We start from the raw sequence: 21,353 nt of genomic DNA, 5'->3' as shown, positions 1-21,353 counted from the left end.
CTGAAAATCATGCGCCGAGGTGTGCAGCCCCGAAAAAAAGCGGATAGCCAAGGCTATCCGCTGGAAAAGCAAGGAGCTTAGCGCATTTAGAACGTCGACTGAATTTTCAGTCCGGCTACCAATGCGTTGTCGACCTTGTCCACACCACCCGGGTGAGTGATGTACTGCAGGTTTGGACGCACGGTAAGCCAGTTGGTCACGTGGATGCCGTAGTTGAGTTCGTAGTTGTACTCAGTGGAGCGCAGTGGCGAGTACAGCGGATCGCTGTAGTCGGTGGCACCAATGGCGGCGTTGATCTGTTCGGCGCTTTTCTTCACGTCATCGTTGACATGGATACGGGCGGCACCGATGCCGATATCATCCTTGGGACGGGCATCGAACGGACCTTTGTACACAAACATCAGCGACTGGTAGTTGTCGACGATATTAGTGGCCTTGTCGTGGAATGTGGCGTTGGCCGCGATATGCAGGCCGCGCGATGCATCACCGTTGTGGCTGGTCAGTTGCTGTTGCACGACGAACCAGTAACCGTGCTTGCTGTCACGTACGCGATAATCCTGGCCGTCATTGGTGATATTGACCTTCACATCATCGGCAGGCGCGGTGCTCTTGTAGTAACCGACACGGTATTCGCCCGGCAGGTTGTTAACCTTCGGCGACCAGACCAGCTCGACCGGCAGCACGGTACCCTTGGTGCCGCTGCCGCTGAGCTTGAAGCCGTTGCCGTGCTCCAGTTGCGACGGGTTCTGGTTATAGGCGCCGATCTGCGCATAGAACTCGGGGGTGATGTTGTACTTCACCCGCAGCGCCGCCTGGCTGACCGGCCAGTTGTACCAGACGTTGGTGGCCCAGTTGCCCACCTGCGAGCCGCAGAACGCCAGGTTCTGGAATTCGCACGGGAAGGTGTTGAAGTCTTCGCCTTCGCCGAAGTAACCGGCCTTGACGTCCAGCTTGCCGTCGAGGAACTGGTGCTGGATCCACAATTGGGTCAGACGCACCATATGGCCACGGCCATAGACTTCCTGGGAGGAGCTGAGGGTGCCGGCACGCGGGTCGCCGACGCGATCATTGGAGATGTTCTGGCCATTACGGTTGGTCAGCTGGATCTTGGCCTGGGTGTTATCCCAACCCCACAGCTTTTGCAGGTCCAAGGCCACGCCCAAGCCGAACTGGTCGCTGTAGCGCGCGGTCTTGTCATGGTTGTAACCGCCATGCAGGTTGGCGCCGACTTCACCGACGTAATCGGCCTTGATGTCGATGCCCTGCTCGATCAATTTGGTCCGCTCGCCGCCCCAGTCGCCGGTCATCCATTTCGAATCGGCACTGAACGCTTCGTCCGCGTAGACACTGCTTGCCCCCAGGCTCAGCGCGATAATAGCCGATAGCTGGCAGGCCAGACGGGTGCGGGTCATTCTGTTAGTCATCCCTTTAATCCTCGTTGTCTTCTTATTGGCTTTGTTTAACGCGGCACCACTCAAGGAGGCCCGATAACAGGCTCCCTGTTGACTTAACGACCCTTGAATTGCGCCACGTTATCAGCCCGGCCTTGAGCCTGGGGCGAACTCATCGCTCCCAGGCGCTCACCCGTATTCGCATCAAACAGTAGCACTTTGGCTGGATCGAACTGCAAGTTGAGGCTCTGGCCGACCGCTGGCGCATCATCAGGGGCCAGGCGGCAACACACCTTGATACTGTTAAGGCTGACAAACACCAGGGTGTCCGGACCGGTCGGCTCGACGACTTGCACTTCGGCGCGAATCATTGGCAAGCCGTTGGGCTCGGCCGGGGCCAGCACGATTTGCTCGGCGCGAATACCGACAATTACGTCACGGTCCTCAAGCCCCGCATCCTGCATGCCCAGGGGCAGCTCGCAGCGTGCCTGACCGCTGTCGAGCACAGCCAGCAAGCGGCCATCGCGGCGCTGCAAACGCAGGGGGATAAAGTTCATCGGTGGCGAGCCAATAAAGCTGGCCACAAACAGATTGGCCGGGTCGTTGTAGATCTGTTTGGGCGTACCGAACTGCTGGATGATGCCGTCCTTCATCACTGCCACTTTGTCACCCAGGGTCATGGCCTCGATCTGGTCATGGGTCACGTAGACGGTGGTGGTTTTCAGGCGCTGGTGCATCAGCTTCATTTCAGTGCGCATCTCGACCCGCAGCTTGGCGTCGAGGTTGGACAACGGCTCGTCGAACAGATAAATCTTCGGCCGCCGCGCCAGCGCCCGGCCCATGGCCACGCGCTGTTGCTGGCCACCGGATAACTGGCCGGGCTTGCGGGTCAGCAGGTGCTCGATTTGCAGCAGCTTGGACACCCGCGCCACTTCTTCATCAATGGCTGCTGCGCTCATCTTGCGGATCTTGAGGCCGAAGGCGATGTTGTCGCGCACGTTCATGGTCGGGTACAGCGCATAGGACTGAAACACCATGGCGATATCACGGTCCTTGGGGCTCATGCCGCTGATATCGGCATCGTCCACCAGAATCGCCCCGCCGCTGATGTTCTCAAGCCCGGCAATGCAGTTCATCAGGGTCGATTTACCGCAGCCCGAAGGCCCCACCAGAATCAGGAACTCGCCATCATCGATTTTCAATTCGATGTTTTTCAGCGTATCGGGCAAGCCCTTGCCGTAGGTTTTATTTACGTTGCGTAATTCGAGAGTCGCCATGCCTTACCCCTTGACCGCGCCGGACGTCAGCCCGCGCAGAAAATACTTGCCCGCAAAGATGTAGACCAGCAGCGTCGGCAGCCCCGCGATCATGGCCGCAGCCATATCCACGTTGTATTCCTTGGCACCGGTGCTGGTATTGACCAGATTGTTGAGCGCCACCGTAATCGGCTGCGCATCGCCACTGGCAAACACCACACCAAACAGAAAGTCGTTCCAGATTTGAGTGAATTGCCAGATCAGGCAGACCATCACGATCGGCACCGACATCGGCAGCAGAATCCGCCCGAAGATGGTGAAAAAACCTGCGCCATCCAGTCGCGCAGCCTTGACCAGCGCATCCGGAATACTCACGTAGTAGTTGCGGAAAAACAGCGTGGTAAAGGCCAGCCCATACACCACATGCACCAGCACCAGGCCGGTGGTGGTATTGGCCAGGCCCAGCTTGCCGATGGTGAACGAGGCTGGCAGCAGCACGGTTTGAAACGGCAGGAAGCAGCCAAACAGCAACAGGCCGAAGAACAGCTGCGAACCACGAAAGCGCCACATCGACAGTACGTAACCGTTCATTGCGCCGATAAAGGTGGAGATCAGCACTGCAGGCACGGTGATTTTCACCGAGTTCCAGAAGTACCCGCCCACCGTATCCCAGGCCTTGATCCAGCCAATGCCGTCGATCACTTGCGGCCAGCTCAGCAGGTTGCCGGTGCGGATGTCTTCCGGGGTTTTGAAGCTGGTGAGCAGCATCACCACCAGCGGGATCAGATACACCGCTGCGGCGAAAATCAGGGTGGCGTAAATCGCCAGCCGACTGAAGGTAAAGCGCTGATTAGTGATCATGGCGTTTGTTCCTCAGCTCGGAATACAGATACGGCACGAGGATCGCCAGAATCGCGCCCAACATCATGATGGCACTGGCTGAACCTATGCCCATTTGCCCACGGCTGAAGGTGAAGGAGTACATAAACATGGCCGGCAAGTCCGAGGAGTAACCCGGGCCGCCAGCGGTCATCGCCGACACCAGGTCGAAACTCTTGATCGCAATATGCGCGAGGATCATGAAGGCACTGAAAAACACTGGGCGCAGGCTCGGCAATACGATGCGCAGGTAGATGCTCGGCAAGCTCGCCCCGTCCACCTGGGCTGCACGAATGATCGACTGGTCGACCCCGCGCAAACCGGCCAGAAACATCGCCATGACAAAACCCGATGCCTGCCATACCGCGGCGATCACCAGGCAGTACACCACCCGGTCCTGATCCAGCAGCCAGTCAAAGCGAAAGCCTTCCCAGCCCCAGTCACGGAGCATTTTGTCCAGGCCCAGGCCCGGGTTGAGCAGCCATTTCCAGGCCGTACCGGTGACGATCATCGACAGCGCCATCGGGTACAGATAAATCGTGCGGATAAAGCCTTCCTTGCGGATCCGCTGGTCGAGCAGGATGGCCAGGAACACCCCGATCACCAGGCTGATGGCGATAAACATGCCGCCAAACACCGCCAGGTTCTTGCTCGCGACCCACCAGCGGTCGTTGTCCATCAAGCGTGCGTACTGCTGCAGGCCTACCCACTTGTAGCTGGGCATAAAGCTGGAATTGGTGAACGAGAGCAGGAACGTCCAAAAAATGTAGCCATAAAAGCCAACCAATACGATCAGCATGCTCGGCGCCAAAACCAGCTTGGGCAACCAGCGTTGCAGCGCATCAAAGGGCGAGGCCTTGCTGAACACAGCCACGGAACTCATCGAAATACTCCCGAGAGGGTACGCCGGCATCCGCCAACGCAGATGCCGCACAGCCTGGGATTAGGGGGCGCCACGCCTGAGCGTGGCAGGTCAGAGCAACGAGTTACTGGGCGGACTTGATCGCCGAGTAGAGCTTTTTCCCGGCGCTGGCAGGATCGGCATTCTTGTCGCTCATAAAGTTGCTGACCGTGTCGAAGATCGCACCTTGCACCGCCAGCGAAGTGGCCATGTTGTGCGCCATGCTCGGCAACTGGCTGTGAGTCTTGCCCGCTTCAGCAAAGTCTTTGGCCGAGGCCTGGGCACAGCTGTCGAACTTGCTCATGTCCAGATCGCTGCGGACCGGGATCGAACCTTTGTTCTGGTTGAACACGTACTGGAATTCAGGCTCAAGCGCGACTTTGGCCACATCGTTTTGCGCAGCGATATTGCCCGGCGTGTTGTTTTTCGCAGACAGTTTGAACATCGCCAACGAGTCGATGTTGTAGGTAAAGCTGCCTTGGGTGCCCGGGAAAGGTACGCACTCGAAATCAGTACCAGCCTTTTTACCGGCAGCAGCCCACTCGCTTTTCGCCCAGTCACCCATGATCTGCATGCCGGCCTTGCCGTTGATCACTTTGGCCGCTTCCAGGTTCCAGTCCTGGCCGGTGCCATCCGGGTCCATGTAGCCCTGGAGTTTTTTCAGTTTGGTGAAGACTTCGGCCATCTGCGGGCCAGTGAGGGTTTTTTCATCCAGCTCGACGAAGGCTTTCTTATAGCCTTCAGGGCCCATGACGCTCAGCACAATATCTTCAAAAACAGTGCTGTCCTGCCATGGCTGACCACCGTGGGCCAGGGGGATAAAGCCTGCGGCCTTGAGCTTGTCGCCCGCCGCAAACAGCTCATCAAGGGTGGTGGGGGCTTTGTCGATACCGGCTTTTTTGAACACTGCCGGGTTGATCCACAACCAGTTCACCCGGTGGATATTCACCGGTACCGCCACGTAATGGCCGTCGTACTTCATGGTATCGGATACGGTCTTGGACAGCAGGGTGTCCCAGTTATTGGCCTTGGACACCTCGTCGAGGTTGGTCAACAGACCAAGGGCGCCCCACTCTTGCAAGTCCGGGCCCTTGATTTGTGCCGCTGATGGCGGGTTGCCGGAGACGGCACGGGTTTTCAGTACGGTCATGGCCGCTGCACCGCCACCGCCTGCTACAGCGCTGTCCTGCCAGGTGTAACCGTCTTTTTCGATCAGCTTTTTCAGCACATCAACCGCTTTGGCTTCACCACCGGAAGTCCACCAATGCACCACTTCAACCGTGCCTTTGGAATCGGCAGGGGCGGCAGCATAAGCACCCAGGGGAAATAGCGTGGCAAGCGAAATGACAACGGCGAGGCGATTGAATGAATTCATGTCGTGACCTTTCTTGTTGTTATAGCTGTGCAAGTCTTCTGCTTGCGCTGCTAGTGAGTGTATCCATCACTGTCTGATCGCGCGTAACGAAGAGACGCGCAAATGTCACAACCTGGTGACATCAAGAGCGAAAGCAGTATTGGGTTCTGAAGATGTTTCAACTGCCTGCAGATCTGCATTCTTGTAAACCCTAAAGCTGCGCCTACAACCGGGCAAGGCATTTTCCGCGTTACTTGTAGGACGGATCCCGAAGTCGTTTTCCCACGTTGAACCTGTAAAAAACTTCAGCGAGTCTGCAACAGGTCGCCACAATTCAAGAACGGATGCAGGTCCCCATCAGGAGATAAGACTCATGCCAAAACATCAGGCTACGCCCCAGAACCACTGCTTTATTTGCCTGCTAAAAAATCACGACGGTAGCCCCTATGCCTGGAAGCTGGACATTCAGCGCTCAGGAAAAGTGCATATCCACCTGTTCGACTTCGCCGAGTATGGGGGTGAAGCCCAAGCCCTGGATGCAGCCGAAAAAATGCGTAACCAACTGGTGCTGAAAATGCCCCAGGCCTTCACCTACGAAAACCGCCAACGCCTGATGCCCCACAACACCAGCGGCCACCCGGGGGTCTACCGGGTGCAGTCCAACCATATTGATTACTGGCGTGCGACCACCCGTATTCATGGCTACAACTTGAGCAAGAGTTTTCGGGTTGATCGTTATGGTGATGAACAAGCCAAAGCGTTGGCACTGCAAGAGCGTGAGCGGCAATTGACGCTGTGCAACGAGCCCTATGACGTGGCCATGGAAAAGCTGCAGCAACACTTCAGCCAAACCAGCAGGCGCGTGCGCGAAAATCGTATCAATGCTGCGATGAACAGCCCGCGAATACCTGACGTGGTGATTAAAAAAGCACCGTCTACCAATCTGGAGCCCTTGCTACCCATCAGTGCCGAGCAGGCGAGCCTGTCGATCAGTCGCCATTTCGCGGCAAGTGCAAAGTCACCCGCAGCCCGCCGACGCGCAGGTTTTGCAAACTGACTTCACCGCCGTGGCTATGGGCGATGCTGCGGGCAATCCCCAACCCCAGCCCGTACCCCTGTTGTTGCCCGGCGAGGCGAAAGTGCGGTTCAAACACTTGCTCCAGACGTTGCTCGGGCACTCCCGGCCCCTCATCGTCAACGGTGAGGACAAAGGCCTGCTCATTATCATCGATGCGCAAGTGGGCGTTTTTTCCGTACTTGAGTGCGTTATCGATCAAGTTACCCATGCAGCGACGCAGGGCCAGTGGCTTGCCGGGGTAAGGACGCAAGGCCCGCCCCTGTAACGTCACACGACCATTACCCTGGGGCAGCAAATAAGGCTCGATCAAACAATCGAGCAGATGATTGAGGTCCACGGGCTCGATATTTTCGTGAATATCGGTGTCTTTCACGCATTGCAGCGCGCCTTTGACCAGCATTTCCAGCTCATCCAGATCACGCCCGAACTTGTGTTGCAGTTGCTCGTCTTCCAGCAGCTCGACGCGCAGGCGCAGGCGGGTGATGGGCGTGCGCAGGTCATGGGAGATGGCACTGAACAACTGGCTGCGCTCAGTCAGGTAACGGCTGATACGGGCACGCATGGTGTTAAGCGCACGCCCCACCTCAACCACTTCGCTGCCGCCACCAATCTCGACCGGCTTGACCTCATCCTCGCCCAGCGACATATCGCGGGCTGCGCGGGCCAGACGCTTGAGCGGGCGACTTTGCCAGTGCACCAGCAAGCCGATAAACAGCAACAAAAAGACACTGCTGAGCACGATAAACCACACCTGCAGTGCGGGCAGCCCTTCTTCTTCAAGGCTGGTATAGGGTTGGGGCAGCAAGGAGGCGATATACAGCCACTCCCCCGGCACCATCTGAATTTGCGTCACCAGCACCGGCGGATTGACCGGCTCCAGCGTCAAGGCAAAGTGCGCCCAGGAACGCGGCAGCTCATCGAGCTTCAAACCGGCATTGAAAATCCGCAGGTCCTGCGGGCTGACAAATTTCACCGACATATCGACATTGGGCCCCACGGCCTCGCGCAACACCTGATCCACCGCGTCCAGCACCGCCTGTTTGCGCTGGGTTATCGGCAGCACCTGCATATCCAGCGGCTTGTCATTGAGACTGACGACAAAACGCGTACCTCCCATGCTGCGCAATTGATCCAGCACCAGCGGGCGATAGGCCAGCGGCAAGGAGCGCAGATAGGTCACCGTGGCGTTCATCGAGTGCGCCATGCTGCGCGCACTGTTGACCAGCCCTTCGAGTTGCGTGGTGCGCAACTGCGAGAGCCAGATGGCGCTCGATAATGTTTGTGCCAGCAAAATGGCCAGCAAGGTGAGCAACAACATGCGCCCCAGCAGTGAGCGGGGCATATGCCATTTGCGCAGGAAGTTAAAGCTCATTGGCGGACAAGACCTGAGCCGCCAGTTGATAACCACTGCCGCGGATGGTGCGGATCAGCCGGGGCGGCTTGTCGGTATCGCGCAGACGTTGGCGCAAGCGACTGACCGCCATGTCGACAATACGGTCCAGGGGCATCAGGTCGCGGCCACGGGTCGCATTGCCGATGGTGTCCCGGTCGAGAATCTGTTGTGGGTGATCGAGAAACAGTTTGAGCAAGGCAAAATCCGCACCCGAGAGGATCACCTCTTCACCATCGGTATGAAACAGCCGATGGGTAACGGTGTTGAGCCGCCAATCCTCAAAAGCCAGAACTTCGTTGCCCGAGCCGGTATTGGCAAATTGCACCCTGCGCAACAGCGCCTTGATCCGGGCCAGCAATTCACGCGGGCTGAAGGGCTTGCCCAAGTAATCGTCGGCACCCAGTTCAAGACCGATGATACGATCGGCTTCGTCAGAGCTGGCAGTCAGCATGATGATCGGAATCTGCGCAAAGCGCGGATGCTGGCGCACCCAGCGGCAGAGGCTGAAGCCATCTTCGTCGGGCAACATGACATCAAGGATCAGCAGATCGCTCGCAGCTGCATCCAAGGCCTCACGAAAACCCGCACCATCGCCCACGGTACGCACCTGAAAACCGGCGCGGGTGAGATAGAGATCAAGCAGTTCGCGAATTTCCTGGTCATCATCGACCAGCAAGATGGATTTGCCGGGTGTACTCACTGTGGTGTTCCTTGTTGTTTTTATGCGGCGAACAAAGCCCTGTGGGAGCGGGCTTGCTCGCGATGCAGTCGATGCGATCTGTCAGGCAAACAGCGGTGATGCCATCGCAGGCAAGCCTGCTCCCACAGGTTTTATGCTGTACACAAAATCTGCTGTTTGCAGGGACCATTATGTGGGAGCGAGCCTGCTCGCGATGGCATCACTGCGGTTCGCCTGACAGACCGCAGCGCCTGCATCGCAGGCAAGCCTGCTCCCACAGGGTTTGCGCTGCTATCAAAATTCGAGCTCTGCAGGAATCATTGTGGCAGCGGGGGATGACTTTTTAGCCAAACGCCTGCTGCAACGCCACCCCCGCACCGATCAAGCCTGGATACGGCGCCGTCACCAGCCACACCGGGATACCCTTGAGGTAATCACTCATGCAGCCCTTGTCGGCGAAGCTGCGGGCAAAGCCGCTGGCCAGGAAGATATCGGCAAAGCGCGGTATCACGCCACCGACGATATACACCCCGCCACGCCCGCCGATAGTCAGCACATTGTTACCCGCTACACGTCCCAACCAGCAACTGAAATGCTCCAGAACCTGAAGTGCAACCGGATCACCGGCGAGGGCGGCGGCCGTGATGGCACGGTCGCTATCCAGCACCGGCGTATGGCCATCCACCGCACAGATCGCCCGATAGACACGCGGCAGTCCGCTACCGCTCAAAATACTTTCCGCACTCACATGGCCGATTTCGTTGTAGATGTGCTGCCACAACTGCACTTCCCGCGGGTTGCTCATGGGCAGGTCAACGTGACCGCCCTCCCCCGGCAACGCCATCCACTGCGCCTCGCCCAGGTTGAGCAAGGTGCCCACGCCCAACCCGGTGCCAGGGCCGATCACTACTGCCGGACGGGTAGAGTCGGCAATACCGGGACACACTTGGCGCACATCGTCCGGCTCCAGGCGAGTCATGCCCAGGGCCATCGCACTGAAATCATTGATCAGCAGCAGGTTGTCGACTTGCAGCGTGCGGCAGAAGCCCGAGCGGCTCAGGCGCCAGTGGTTGTTGGTAAAGCGGAATTCATCGCCACTGACCGGCCCGGCCACTGACAGGCACACCGAGCCTACAGCGCCCAACGCCAGATTCAGTGAGTCCAGGTACAGCTTGATGGCATCTTCAGGGCAGGTGAAGTCCGCCGTGGCCAGCACCTGGACCGACCGCAGCTGGTCGTTTTCCCACAAGGCAAAGCGTGCGTTAGTACCGCCAATGTCACCGACCAGAGCGAGCTTCATTTCAGACTTTCCAGAGACGAGGTAAAGGTACTCGCGCCCTGCTCGGCCGAACTGAAGGCCTGACGCATAAACGCAAACAACTCACGCCCGGTACCGACGGCATTATCCAGTGTGCCGATGGCCGGGGTGCGTGCGGCAAATTCTGCCTCATCCACCAGCAGTTGCAACGTACCTTTTACGCCGTCGACGCGAATCATGTCACCGTCCTGTACCCGTGCCAGCGCACCGCCAATCGATGCCTCAGGGCTGACATGGATCGCCGCCGGGATCTTGCCCGACGCGCCAGACATGCGCCCGTCAGTAATCAGCGCCACCTTGAAGCCGCGGTCCTGCAATACACCGAGAAACGGCGTCATCTTGTGCAGCTCGGGCATACCGTTGGAACGCGGGCCCTGGAAGCGCATCACCGCAACAAAATCGTGCTCCAGCTCACCGGCCTTGAATGCATCGGCCAATTGCTGCTGATCCTGGAACACCCGCGCCGGAGCTTCGACAATCTGATGCTCAGGCGCTACCGCCGAAACCTTCATCACGCCGCGCCCCAGGTTGCCTTCCATTACCCGCAAGCCGCCCTCGGCAGAAAATGCCCGGGCAACCGGACGCAGGATCGACTCGTCGAGGCTTTCGATCGGGCCTTCACGCCAGACCAGTTCGCCATCCACCAGGAACGGCTCACGGGTGTAGCGGCTCAGGCCATAACCGGCCACGGTATTGACGTTTTCGTGGAGCAACCCGGCTTCCAGCAGTTCGCGAATCAGGAACGCCATGCCGCCCGCAGCCTGGAAGTGGTTGATATCGGCTTTACCGTTTGGATACACATGGGACAGGGTCGGCACCACCTCGGACAGGTCGGCCATGTCTTGCCAGGTCAGCTGAATACCCGCCGCCATGGCAATCGCCGGCATATGCAAGGTGTGGTTGGTCGAGCCGCCGGTTGCGTGCAGGGCAACAATGGAGTTGACCAGCGAGCGCTCGTCAACGATCTCGCCCAATGGCACGAAGTCGCCATTTTGCTTGGTCAGACGGGTGACCTGATGTGCGGCTTCGCGAGTCAGCGCATCACGCAATGGCGTGTAGGGATTGACGAACGAGGCACCCGGCAAGTGCAGACCCATGACTTCCATCAACAACTGGTTGGTGTTGGCGGTGCCGTAGAAGGTGCAGGTGCCCGGACTGTGGTAGGACTTCATCTCCGACTCCAGCAGCTCTTCGCGGCTTGCCTTGCCTTCAGCGTAACGCTGACGCACATCGGCTTTTTCCTTGTTGGAAATTCCCGAAGGCATCGGCCCGCCCGGCACAAAGATGGTCGGCAAGTGACCGAAGCGCAGTGCGCCCATCAACAGGCCCGGCACGATCTTGTCGCAAATGCCCAGCATCAGCGCTGCATCGAACATGTTGTGCGAAAGCGCCACGGCCGTCGACAGGGCAATAACCTCACGGCTCAGCAGGCTGAGTTCCATGCCCGGCTCGCCCTGGGTCACGCCATCGCACATGGCCGGGGTGCCACCGGCGAACTGGCCTACCGAGCCGATTTCGCGCAACGCTTTTTTGATTTGCTCAGGGAAGTGTTCGTACGGCTGATGTGCCGAGAGCATGTCGTTATATGACGAAACAATTGCCACGTTGGCCGCGTTCATCATCCGCAGGCTGTTTTTATCTTCAGTACCACACCCGGCCACGCCGTGGGCGAAGTTGGCACATTGCAGCTTGCCGCGTTGCGGCCCGTCACCGGCAGCGCCACGAATAAGCGTCAGATACGCCTCGCGGGTTGCACGACTGCGGGCAATAAGACGCTCGGTGACTTCAAGAACGCGGGGATGCATGTGTTGAACTCCAGGCTAACGGATGTGGCGACCTGTGCGTGTCCTATGCTGATCGAAGGGTGCAGACGCACGACTTCAATCATTCGGACCCGTTGATTCAGGTCACTCGTTGTAGATAAAACAAAATATTGCCACTTAAATGGCTTGTTTTCTATTTTTATGCGAATAATCTTGTAATTCCAACAACAAATCGATGACAGGCGCTTTCCATGACTCTACGAATCGCAATCAATGGTTTTGGCCGTATCGGCCGTAACGTCCTGCGCGCACTGTATACCCAAGGCTACCGTCAGGATCTGCAGATCGTCGCCATCAACGATCTGGGTGACAGTTCGATCAATGCTCATCTGCTCAAGTACGACACGGTTCACGGCACATTCGACGCCAACGTCGAGCACGACCAGGAAAGCCTGACCGTCAATGGCGACCGTATCAGCGTAACGGCCATTCGCAACCCGGCGGAACTGCCGTGGGCAGCACTGAAAGTCGATGTGGTGTTTGAATGCACAGGTTTGTTCACAGAACGCAGCAAAGCAGAAGCGCATATTATCGCTGGCGCCCGTAAGGTGATTATCTCTGCACCAGGCAAAAATGCCGATGCGACTGTGGTCTACGGTGTTAACCACGACATTCTGCGTCAATCGCACCAGATTATTTCCAACGCTTCCTGCACCACCAACTGCCTGGCACCAGTGGCGCAGATCCTGCACCGCGAGTTCGGCATTGCAAACGGCCTGATGACCACCATCCACGCCTACACCAATGACCAGAACCTGACCGACGTTTATCACTCGGACCCGTACCGTGCGCGCTCGGCCACCCAGAACATGATCCCGAGCAAAACCGGCGCCGCCGAAGCCGTAGGCCTGGTATTGCCAGAGCTGGCTGGCAAGCTGACCGGCATGGCCGTGCGGGTACCGGTGATCAACGTGTCGCTGGTTGACCTGACCATCGAACTCCAGCGCGAAACCACCGCGGCTGAAGTCAATGCACTGTTCAAGGAAGCCAGCCAGCACTCCAGGGTCCTGGGTTACAACACCCTGCCGCTGGTATCGAGCGATTTCAACCACAACCCGCTTTCATCGATCTTCGACGCCAATCACACCAAGGTCAGCGGCAAACTGCTGAAAGTGCTGGCCTGGTACGACAACGAGTGGGGTTTCTCCAACCGTATGCTCGATAACTGCCTGGCGCTGTGCAACGCGGAGTAACGCGATGATCGGTATCAGCTTCACCACGGCCACCCTGGCGGCGCGCAAGCGTATCGCCCTGGTGGCCCACGATCATTGCAAGGGCTTCTTGCTGGACTGGGCCGAGCGGCACAAGGCTGCCCTCAGCCAGCATGATCTGTGCGCCACCGGCACCACTGGCCTGATGCTGAACCAACGCCTGGGGCTGCCGATCGAAAGCATGATCAGCGGCCCATTGGGTGGTGACCAGCAACTCGGTGCACGGATCGCCGAACAGCGGGTCGACATGCTGGTGTTCTTCTGGGACCCGTTCGAGCCACAGCCCCACGACCCGGACATCAAGGCCCTGCTGCGGGTAGCGGCGGTATGGAACATTCCGGTGGCGTGCAATGAATGCAGCGCCGATTACCTGCTCAGCAGCCCGCTGATGAGCCAGCCCCATGAACACCGCATCCCGGATTACAGTGCGTACCTGAAAGGCCGTACCTGAACCGGCAAACACCTCCCACAAAGGGGGGAATTGCCTGATTTGAAAACATCACTTGACCAATAGCATAGATGATAAGCATTATCATTCGCTCAGAATCGGTCGGGTAGCGCTGTGAGTCAGTCCCACTTCAATCAAGTCTTCCTTACCCAACGGGTAACCCTGCTGCGTACGCTGGAGCGCATGGTCAACAACCACAGCACCGCCGAGGACCTGCTGCAGGAAACCTATTTGCGCGTAACCCGGGCCCTGAACGAGCGTACCGTCGATCACCTCGAACCTTTTGTTTTTCAGACCGCCCGCAACCTGGCGCTCGACCATCTGCGTGCCCGGCGCATCCAGTCACGCACCGTGATTGAAGATGTGCCGCTGGAAGTCATCGAGGGCGTCGCCTCCACCCTCAGCACCCCGGAAGAAGCCCATCAAGCCGCGCAATTACTGGAGCGATTGAGTGTGAGCCTGAGCCAGTTAAGCGCCCGCCAACAACGAATTTTCATCCTTAGCCGCCTGCACGGCTGCAGTTATCAAGAGATTGCCGAAGATCTTGACGTGTCCCTGAGCACGGTTCAAAAGGAGCTCAAATTGATCATGGCAATCTGCATCGGGGTAGCCGACAGGCTCAATCGCCCTTAACCTTACCCGTCGACGCCTGCAAAACCGCCCTGAGACTGCCAAGGAACACCCGTGCCGGACACTCACAACTCTGCGCAAGACGTGCTGCAAGACAGCGCCATGGATCAGGCACTGGACTGGCTGATTACCCTTGAGTGTGCGAGCGACGAACAAAAAGCCGACTTTGAAACCTGGCTCAATGCCAACCCCGCCCATGCCCAGGCTTTTGCCAAGGCCAATGCGATCTGGAACGGCGAGCCGCTGCTGGCGGCTGCGCAAAACCTGCAAGCCCGCCGCACGCCGAGCCTGTTGCGACGCATAGGGCGGCACTGGAAGCACCTGGCAACTGCAGCGGTGGTGATTATCAGCGTCGGCAGCTACAGCAATGTGCCGCTACGCCTGCAGGCTGATCACCTGACCGTGGTCGGCGAGCGCCAGCGCCTTGAGCTTGAAGACGGCTCCAAAGTGCTGCTCAATACCAACTCAGCGTTTTCCAGCAAAGTGGTCAATGCCCAGAGCAGCGCGCGCCTGTATCAGGGCGAAGCCTATTTCGAAGTCCCGGCCGATCTGGAGTTCCCGCTGGTGCTGGATGCTGGCCCGGTGCGCGTCAGCGTGCGCGATACCGCCTTTGCCGTGAGCTACCTCAATGGCGAGGCCCAGGTGCGGGTGCAGCGGGGTGATGTGGATTTACGGGTAAACAGTGCCGGCGCGCAAATGCGCCTGTCTGCCGGTAATTCCGTGCGCATCGGCCCCAACGGTTTCAGCAAGACTGCCCGGCTCAACCCCCAGACCGACCTGGCCTGGGTGCAGGGGCGCCTGGTGTTTGAAAACTGTCCGATGGGCAAGGTGCTGGATGAAGTGCGCCGCTATTACCCCGGCTGGATCGTCAACAACAACGAAAAACTGGCCAGCGTGGCCGTGACCGGCAACTACCGCCTCGATCAGCCTTTGGACATCGTCCGTTCACTGGCCCATATCACCTCCAGCAGCATCTCGGAATTCCCGGCGCTGGTAATCCTCAACTGATAAGTGCAGTGCTTTTGTGGGAGCTGGCTTGCCTGCGATCGAATCGACGCAGCTTCGTCAGGCACACCGCAGTCACGCCATCGCGAGCAAGCCCGCCGCCCCACAGAGTGTCTCTCTGTTGAGTTCATGTCGAAGAAATTGCAATTAAATGTAAATTTTTTTACTCGATAGCCTAAGGTCATTCGTCTCGTTGTAGTCAATGCAACTGATTCGCATTTTGAGTCAGCTTCGCAACTATAAGATTCGTTCACCACGGAGCGCTATCAATGCCCACTCGTTTCAACAGCCGGTCCTCATCCAACCCCCGCAAGGGCGGTTTGCAGCAGTGCACGTTGTCGTTGTTGACCGCTGCCATGATTCTGGCCGGCGTACAGGCGGCTCCAGCCCTGGCGGCAACCGATGAGCAGCCGGCTACGCGCTCCGTGGGCAATTACAAGTTTGCAATCTCGCAACAGCCACTGGCCTCTGCACTCAACGACTTCAGCAGCGTCACCGGCTGGCAGGTCGGCTTGCCGGCCGAGCTGGCGCAGAATATTTCATCGCCGGGCGTGCGTGGCTCGCTGTCCCCGGAAAAAGCCCTGGAGCGCCTGCTGATCGGCACCAACCTGGGCTATCGCAAACTGAGCAACAACAATATCGTGCTGGAAAAGCGCAGCAGCTCCACCGGCACCCTGGCCCTGCAACAAGTGACCATCAGCGCCACCCGTCAGGAGCAGGACGTGAACTCGGTGCCCAGCACCATCACCGTCCATGATCGCCAGGATATGGACCGCGATAACGTCAATACCATCAAAGACCTGGTGCGTTATGAGCCGGGGGTCTCGGTAGGCGGCGCCGGCCAGCGCGGCGGGATCAGCAACTACAACATTCGCGGCATCGATGGCGACCGGATTCTGACCCAGGTCGATGGCGTAGAAATCCCCAACTCGTTCTTCAACGGCCCTTACGCCAAGACCCAGCGCAACTATGTCGATCCGGAAGTGATCAAGCGCGTCGAAATCCTGCGTGGCCCGGCGTCGGTGCTGTACGGCAGCAACGCTATTGGCGGCGCCGTCAGCTACTTCACCCTGGACCCGGATGACATTATCAAGCCAGGCCAGGATGTCGGTGCCCGTCTGAAAACGGGCTACAGCTCGGCCGATCGCAGCTGGCTGAAATCCGCCACCGTGGCCGGACGCTCCGGCGAGTTCGACGGTTTGCTGCACCTGAGCCAGCGAGACGGTCACGAAACCGAATCCTACGGCGATCACGGTGGCACCGGCCTGTCCCGCACTGCGGCCAACCCTGAAGACGTGAAAACCACCAACGTACTGGCCAAGGCAGGCTGGAACTACAACGATGATGATCGTCTTGGTTTCACCTACGAAAAGTTCAAGGATCGCGTCAGCGTCAATGAAAAAAGTGCCGTCGGCGGCCCCTACAACGCGGGCCAGCCGCTGGGCATGTACCTTTCGCGCAACGGCAAGGACACCATCAGCCGCGAGCGTTTCGGCCTGGAAAACAGCATGGTGCTCGACACCCTGCTGGCCGACCACTTCAAGTGGAGCCTGAACTATCAAATCGCCAAGACCGACCAGGACACCCTGGAAGACTACTTCCCTTTCAGCCGTCATGTGATGCGCTCGCGTAACACCACCTACGAAGAAAAGTCGTGGGTCCTGGATGCCCAGGCGGACAAGGCCTTCCATATTGCAGACACCGATCACTTGCTGACCTACGGCGCTACCGTCAAGCATCAGAAAGTCACCGGCTCGCGCAGCGGCTCGGGCACTTGCCTGGCCATCGGCTCGGGTTGCACCGCGGTTGGCGCCAACAGTCCGAAAGACTATCTGGTCAAGTCCAGCGACTTCCCGGACCCAACCATCAATACCTACAGCCTGTTCGCCCAGGATCAGATCAGTTGGAACGACTGGACCTTTATGCCGGGCCTGCGTTACGACTACACCAAGCTGACGCCGCATATCACCCAGGAATTCCTCAACACCGTTAACCCTGACAACCTGGACACGGTCAGCGACAAAGACAAAGTCTGGCACCGCCTGTCGCCAAAACTGGGCGTCACCTACGCGTTCAACGACCACTACACCTGGTACGGCCAGTACGCCGAAGGTTTCCGCACCCCGACTGCCAAAGCGCTGTATGGCCGCTTTGACAACCTTCAGGCAGGCTACTCGGTGGAGCCAAACCCGGACCTGGAACCGGAAAAGAGCAAAAGCTACGAGACTGGCTTGCGCGGCAACTTTGACGCCGGCACTTTTGACGTCGCCGTGTTCTATAACAAGTACCGCGATTTTATCAACGAAGACGCCATCACCCCTGGCTATGACGACCTCAAGTTCCAGGCCAACAACATCAAGCACGCCACCATCAAGGGCGCTGAAGTCAAAGGTCGCCTGAATCTGGACGCCTTCGGCGCTCCCCAGGGCCTCTACACCCGTGGTTCGGTGGCTTATGCCCACGGTCGCAACGACGATACTGGCCAGCCGATCAACAGCGTCAACCCGCTGACCGCCGTGATGGGCCTGGGCTACGAGCAGCAGAACTACGGGGGCCTGGTGAGCTGGACACTGGTCAAGCGCAAGGATCAGGTGGATGACACCAGCTTCTTCTCGCCCGATGGCACCAGCAAGCAATTCAAGTCGCCGGGTTATGGCGTGCTCGACCTGACCGGTTTCTACAAGGTCACCAAGGACGTCACCGTCAACGCCGGCCTGTACAACCTGACCGACAAGAAATACTGGAACTGGGATGACGTGCGTGGCTACGACAGCGTGGGTGAAGCCGGTGTGCTCAACCCCGCCAATATGGAGCGTCTGACGGCTCCGGGCCGTAACTTCGCGATCAATCTGGTCTGGGATATCTAAACGCGCACCTCACCGCGCAGGCTTTTGCTCTGCGCAGTGAGGAATTTTTACTGTGATGCGTCTTCTTGATCGTCTAGTTACAAAGCGCATCTCATTCTCAAGGATATTTTCATGACCGCTCCTGAATCCGCAGCACGTCCTGCCTTGCGTTCACAACGTCTGAACCAGATCACCAACGAGCCGCATCAAAAGCTCGACGCACTGGTCAAGGCGCATAAGCCGTTTGAAGAAGTAGCCAATTTCGCCCGCTTTGTTGTGGCCCAGTATCTGTTCCAGTCGGAACTCAAGGCGCTGTACACCGACCCGGCCCTGAAAGAGATCGTGCCCGACCTGCCAGAGCGCTGCCGCGCCGAGCAAGCCAAGGCCGATCTGGCTGACCTCAACACCGAAGTACCTGCTCCGGTTGCCGGTGCGGTCAACTCGCCAAGCAAGGCAGAAGCACTGGGCTGGATCTTCGTTTCCGAAGGCTCCAAGCTGGGCGCTGCGTTCCTGATCAAGCGTGCCGTGGGCCTGGGCCTGAGCGACACCTTCGGCGCCCGCCACCTGGGCGAGCCTGCCGGTGGCCGTGCCGAAGGCTGGAAAAGCTTTATCAAGACCCTCGACGGTCTGGAACTGAGCGCTGAAGAAGAAGCTGATCTAGACAAAGGTGCAGTAGCGGCCTTTGAGCGTTTCACCGTATTACTGGAGCACGCCTACGCTGCTCAGCCAGAACTGGCTTAAGCTGGCAGGCCCGGTCAGCGCTTGCTGACCGGGTGTCCTTTTATGCGTCCCGAGCTTATGACCTGCCAAACCCGATCTTCGTCGAAAATCGCCCGTATCCTGTTCGGTTTGCTGGCCTATGTGAGCCTGGGCATTGGCCTGATCGCGATTGTGATTCCCGGCCTGCCGACCACTGAATTTATTTTGCTCGCTGCCTGGGCTGCGACCAAAAGCTCGCCGCGCCTGAGTGCCTGGCTGGAAAATCACCGCTTGTTCGGCCCGATCCTGAGCAACTGGCGCAACGGCAAAATCATCCAGCGCAAAGCCAAGATCAGCGCCACCGTCAGCATGCTGCTGTGCGCGGGCCTGATGCTCTATGTGCTTGATCATGGCTGGCCTGTGTTCCTGGCGATTGCCGGCATGAGCCTGGGCAACCTGTGGATCTGGACACGGCCTGAGCGCTTGCCTCTGGCCGTCCCCCCTGTGCAAAGCGACTGATACACAAGCTGCCCCTGCCCCTGTGGGAGCGGGCTTGCTCGCGATGGCATCAACGCAATATGGCTGTACCACCGAGGCGCCTGCATCGCGAGCAAGCCCGCTCCCACAGGTTTTGATCACCACCGGGTTACAAGGTTATCAAGCCGCTATAAAGCGCATAAGCCGCTCCCAGCGCCGTCACCACCACAGCGCCGAAAATCACCTTCTCCCATGTCTTGAACAGCGGCTCATGCTGTTCACGCTTGGCCTTGGCAAAAAAGATAACCCCCGGGGCATACAGCAATGCCGACAACAACAAGTACTTGGGGCCCGCCGCATACAGCAGCCACATCGCATAAATCAGCGCGATTGCCCCCACCAGCAGATCCTTGATCCGCCGACGGCTTGCCCGCTCGTAAGTCTCCCCTCTGACACACAGCAGCACCGCATAAGCTGCCGACCACAGGTAAGGCACCAGGATCATCGACGATGCAAGGTAGATCAGACTGGTGTAAGTACCCGCCGATACCAGAGTGATCAGCAGAAAAATCTGGATCATCGAATTGGTCAGCCACAGGGCATTGACCGGTACATGGTTGACGTTTTCCTTTTTCAGGAACGCCGGCATGGTCTTGTCCCGGGCCGTGGCATACAGGATCTCGGCGCACAGCAACGCCCACGACAACAGTGCACCCAGCAATGAAATCGCCAGGCCAATACTGATCAAAATCGCGCCCCACTCCCCCACCACATGCTCAAGCACACCGGCCATCGACGGGTTTTGCAGCTTGGCCAGTTCAGGCTGGGTCATGATCCCCAGTGACAGCACGTTGACCATCACCAGCAGTGCCAGCACCCCGAGAAATCCGATCACCGTGGCCTTGCCCACATCCGAGCGCTTTTCGGCACGCCCCGAGTACACACTGGCGCCTTCAATGCCGATAAACACAAACACCGTGACCAGCATCATATTGCGCACCTGGTCCATCACGCTGCCCAGGCTCGGAGTCTCGGCGCCCCAAAAATCCCGGGTAAAAATATCGGCCTTGAACGCCACGCCAGCCAGCACGATAAACATCACGATAGGCACGATCTTGGCCACGGTGGTCAGCTGGTTGATAAACGCCGCCTCCTTGATCCCGCGCAACACCAGAAAATGCACGCCCCACAGCAGCAGTGACGCGCAACCGATGGCAATCGGCGTATTGCCCTGGCCAAACACCGGAAAAAAATAGCCCAGGGTGCTGAACAGCAACACAAAGTAGCCGACGTTGCCCATCCAGGCACTGATCCAGTAGCCCCAGGCAGACGAGAAGCCCATGTAATCGCCAAACCCGGCCTTGGCGTAGGCATACACCCCCGAGTCGAGTTCCGGCTTGCGATTGGCCAGGGTCTGGAACACAAAAGCCAGTGCCAGCATTCCCACCGCCGTGATCGCCCAACCGATCAACACGGCACCGCCTGCGGCACGCTCGGCAATATTTTGTGGCAGCGAAAAAATTCCGCCGCCAATCATTGAACCGACCACCAATGCGATCAGGGCGTTTAGCCGGAGCTTCTGCGTCTGTTGCGACATCGCCACCTCTGCTGTTGTCGGTTTAAAACCCATGATTATCAGGCTACAGACGTTTCCTGACTAAATATATCAACTCATTGAACGTTTAATAAGGCCGCGCAATAAGCCCGGCGTTGCTGATAACCATCTTATCTATTGAAACCTAAAAAACCGCTCATATATAGATGACTGTTTAATTTCATCGACAGGTTCATGAAACATGAAAATGAAATTTGCATATCTGCGAATACCATCTAGCTTCAATCCCCACGACACCGTGGTTAACAAACGGGCGGTTGCAGGAGCTGAGTGCAACACGGTTATTGAATTGAAGCCGGAGCATCATGCCGCATAGCCAAGGCTTCCTGCATCACCTCTCCCATGACTTC

18 protein-coding genes are annotated in these 21,353 nt (G+C 58.2%); 8 read left to right on the top strand and 10 right to left on the bottom strand.

Annotated features, from left to right (window positions below):
- Positions 1-86 precede the first annotated feature (86 nt).
- The 5 genes from ACZRMH_RS20610 to ACZRMH_RS20590 all read right to left on the bottom strand — a co-directional run bounded on the left by ACZRMH_RS20610 (position 87) and on the right by ACZRMH_RS20590 (position 5,802).
- Positions 87-1,424 carry a carbohydrate porin gene (locus tag ACZRMH_RS20610; protein WP_464015022.1) on the bottom strand — a complete coding sequence of 446 codons (1,338 nt, stop codon included), beginning with the start codon at positions 1,422-1,424 and terminating at the stop codon, positions 87-89.
- 83 nt (positions 1,425-1,507) lie between these two features.
- On the bottom strand, positions 1,508-2,668 hold the full coding sequence (locus ACZRMH_RS20605) for an ABC transporter ATP-binding protein (RefSeq protein ID WP_464015021.1): 1,161 nt from the start codon (positions 2,666-2,668) through the stop codon (positions 1,508-1,510).
- 3 nt (positions 2,669-2,671) lie between these two features.
- A complete protein-coding gene (locus ACZRMH_RS20600) occupies positions 2,672-3,508 on the bottom strand; it encodes a carbohydrate ABC transporter permease (RefSeq protein ID WP_464015020.1) in 837 nt (278 codons plus the stop codon).
- Positions 3,498-4,409, bottom strand: a complete 912-nt coding sequence (locus ACZRMH_RS20595) for a carbohydrate ABC transporter permease (protein ID WP_464015019.1) — start codon at positions 4,407-4,409, stop codon at positions 3,498-3,500. Before ACZRMH_RS20595 ends, ACZRMH_RS20600 begins: the two co-directional genes overlap by 11 nt.
- Before the next feature lie 103 nt (positions 4,410-4,512).
- A complete protein-coding gene (locus ACZRMH_RS20590; protein WP_464015018.1) occupies positions 4,513-5,802 on the bottom strand; it encodes an ABC transporter substrate-binding protein in 1,290 nt (429 codons plus the stop codon).
- Positions 5,803-6,154: 352 nt separating this feature from the next.
- Between ACZRMH_RS20590 and ACZRMH_RS20585 the strand changes: the two genes are divergently transcribed.
- Positions 6,155-6,838 carry an AP2 domain-containing protein gene (locus ACZRMH_RS20585; RefSeq protein ID WP_464015017.1) on the top strand — a complete coding sequence of 228 codons (684 nt, stop codon included), beginning with the start codon at positions 6,155-6,157 and terminating at the stop codon, positions 6,836-6,838.
- Here ACZRMH_RS20585 and ACZRMH_RS20580 read toward each other — a convergent pair.
- The 4 genes from ACZRMH_RS20580 to edd all read right to left on the bottom strand — a co-directional run bounded on the left by ACZRMH_RS20580 (position 6,771) and on the right by edd (position 12,054).
- Positions 6,771-8,231: an ATP-binding protein gene (locus ACZRMH_RS20580; RefSeq protein WP_464015016.1), complete on the bottom strand. Its 1,461-nt coding sequence runs from the start codon at positions 8,229-8,231 to the stop codon at positions 6,771-6,773. The two genes, ACZRMH_RS20585 and ACZRMH_RS20580, sit on opposite strands and share 68 nt — an antisense overlap.
- Positions 8,221-8,952, bottom strand: coding sequence for a response regulator (locus ACZRMH_RS20575; protein ID WP_464015015.1), 732 nt, complete (start codon positions 8,950-8,952; stop codon positions 8,221-8,223). Before ACZRMH_RS20575 ends, ACZRMH_RS20580 begins: the two co-directional genes overlap by 11 nt.
- 322 nt (positions 8,953-9,274) lie before the next feature.
- Positions 9,275-10,231 carry a glucokinase gene (locus tag ACZRMH_RS20570; protein ID WP_464015014.1) on the bottom strand — a complete coding sequence of 319 codons (957 nt, stop codon included), beginning with the start codon at positions 10,229-10,231 and terminating at the stop codon, positions 9,275-9,277.
- The gene (edd, locus tag ACZRMH_RS20565) at positions 10,228-12,054 is read right to left on the bottom strand and encodes a phosphogluconate dehydratase (protein WP_464015013.1); all 1,827 of its coding nucleotides are present in this window, start codon (positions 12,052-12,054) and stop codon (positions 10,228-10,230) included. The genes ACZRMH_RS20570 and edd overlap by 4 nt, the downstream gene beginning before the upstream one ends.
- A gap of 209 nt (positions 12,055-12,263) precedes the next feature.
- On the opposite strand from edd, the gene gap reads away from it, so the two are divergent.
- From gap to ACZRMH_RS20530, 7 genes are all read left to right on the top strand, one after another.
- Positions 12,264-13,265, top strand: coding sequence for a type I glyceraldehyde-3-phosphate dehydrogenase (gap, locus tag ACZRMH_RS20560; protein WP_464015012.1), 1,002 nt, complete (start codon positions 12,264-12,266; stop codon positions 13,263-13,265).
- Between the two features lie 4 nt (positions 13,266-13,269).
- A complete protein-coding gene (locus ACZRMH_RS20555; protein ID WP_464015011.1) occupies positions 13,270-13,734 on the top strand; it encodes a methylglyoxal synthase in 465 nt (154 codons plus the stop codon).
- A gap of 111 nt (positions 13,735-13,845) precedes the next feature.
- The gene (locus ACZRMH_RS20550; RefSeq protein ID WP_464015010.1) at positions 13,846-14,364 is read left to right on the top strand and encodes an RNA polymerase sigma factor; all 519 of its coding nucleotides are present in this window, start codon (positions 13,846-13,848) and stop codon (positions 14,362-14,364) included.
- 99 nt (positions 14,365-14,463) lie between these two features.
- Entirely contained in the window at positions 14,464-15,369 is a 906-nt protein-coding gene (locus ACZRMH_RS20545) for a FecR family protein (protein WP_464015053.1), read from the top strand.
- Positions 15,370-15,635: 266 nt separating this feature from the next.
- Positions 15,636-18,233, top strand: a complete 2,598-nt coding sequence (locus tag ACZRMH_RS20540) for a TonB-dependent receptor (protein ID WP_464015009.1) — start codon at positions 15,636-15,638, stop codon at positions 18,231-18,233.
- A gap of 111 nt (positions 18,234-18,344) precedes the next feature.
- Complete coding sequence (locus ACZRMH_RS20535) at positions 18,345-18,953, top strand: biliverdin-producing heme oxygenase (protein ID WP_464015008.1); 609 nt, start codon at positions 18,345-18,347, stop codon at positions 18,951-18,953.
- A gap of 57 nt (positions 18,954-19,010) precedes the next feature.
- A complete protein-coding gene (locus ACZRMH_RS20530) occupies positions 19,011-19,430 on the top strand; it encodes a YbaN family protein (RefSeq protein ID WP_464015052.1) in 420 nt (139 codons plus the stop codon).
- Between the two features lie 127 nt (positions 19,431-19,557).
- Here the strand turns inward: ACZRMH_RS20530 and arcD are convergent, their stop codons facing one another.
- Positions 19,558-20,985, bottom strand: a complete 1,428-nt coding sequence (gene arcD / locus ACZRMH_RS20525) for an arginine-ornithine antiporter (RefSeq protein WP_464015007.1) — start codon at positions 20,983-20,985, stop codon at positions 19,558-19,560.
- Between the last annotated feature and the right edge of the window lie 368 nt (positions 20,986-21,353).

Source organism: Pseudomonas sp. B414, assembly GCF_055408445.1.
This window is presented reverse-complemented; position numbering and strand designations above follow the sequence as displayed.

Bases quoted from the DNA above. Each gene is read 5' to 3' on its own strand.
- edd (WP_464015013.1), bottom strand. From the start codon at position 12,054: ATGCATCCCCGCGTTCTTGAAGTCACCGAGCGTCTTATTGCCCGCAGT.
- ACZRMH_RS20600 (WP_464015020.1), bottom strand. From the start codon at position 3,508: ATGATCACTAATCAGCGCTTTACCTTCAGTCGGCTGGCGATTTACGCC.
- ACZRMH_RS20555 (WP_464015011.1), top strand. From the start codon at position 13,270: ATGATCGGTATCAGCTTCACCACGGCCACCCTGGCGGCGCGCAAGCGT.
- gap (WP_464015012.1), top strand. From the start codon at position 12,264: ATGACTCTACGAATCGCAATCAATGGTTTTGGCCGTATCGGCCGTAAC.
- ACZRMH_RS20540 (WP_464015009.1), top strand. From the start codon at position 15,636: ATGCCCACTCGTTTCAACAGCCGGTCCTCATCCAACCCCCGCAAGGGC.
- ACZRMH_RS20605 (WP_464015021.1), bottom strand. From the start codon at position 2,668: ATGGCGACTCTCGAATTACGCAACGTAAATAAAACCTACGGCAAGGGC.
- ACZRMH_RS20535 (WP_464015008.1), top strand. From the start codon at position 18,345: ATGACCGCTCCTGAATCCGCAGCACGTCCTGCCTTGCGTTCACAACGT.
- ACZRMH_RS20570 (WP_464015014.1), bottom strand. From the start codon at position 10,231: ATGAAGCTCGCTCTGGTCGGTGACATTGGCGGTACTAACGCACGCTTT.
- arcD (WP_464015007.1), bottom strand. From the start codon at position 20,985: ATGTCGCAACAGACGCAGAAGCTCCGGCTAAACGCCCTGATCGCATTG.
- ACZRMH_RS20580 (WP_464015016.1), bottom strand. From the start codon at position 8,231: ATGAGCTTTAACTTCCTGCGCAAATGGCATATGCCCCGCTCACTGCTG.
- ACZRMH_RS20545 (WP_464015053.1), top strand. From the start codon at position 14,464: ATGGATCAGGCACTGGACTGGCTGATTACCCTTGAGTGTGCGAGCGAC.
- ACZRMH_RS20590 (WP_464015018.1), bottom strand. From the start codon at position 5,802: ATGAATTCATTCAATCGCCTCGCCGTTGTCATTTCGCTTGCCACGCTA.
- ACZRMH_RS20595 (WP_464015019.1), bottom strand. From the start codon at position 4,409: ATGAGTTCCGTGGCTGTGTTCAGCAAGGCCTCGCCCTTTGATGCGCTG.
- ACZRMH_RS20610 (WP_464015022.1), bottom strand. From the start codon at position 1,424: ATGACTAACAGAATGACCCGCACCCGTCTGGCCTGCCAGCTATCGGCT.
- ACZRMH_RS20530 (WP_464015052.1), top strand. From the start codon at position 19,011: ATGACCTGCCAAACCCGATCTTCGTCGAAAATCGCCCGTATCCTGTTC.
- ACZRMH_RS20585 (WP_464015017.1), top strand. From the start codon at position 6,155: ATGCCAAAACATCAGGCTACGCCCCAGAACCACTGCTTTATTTGCCTG.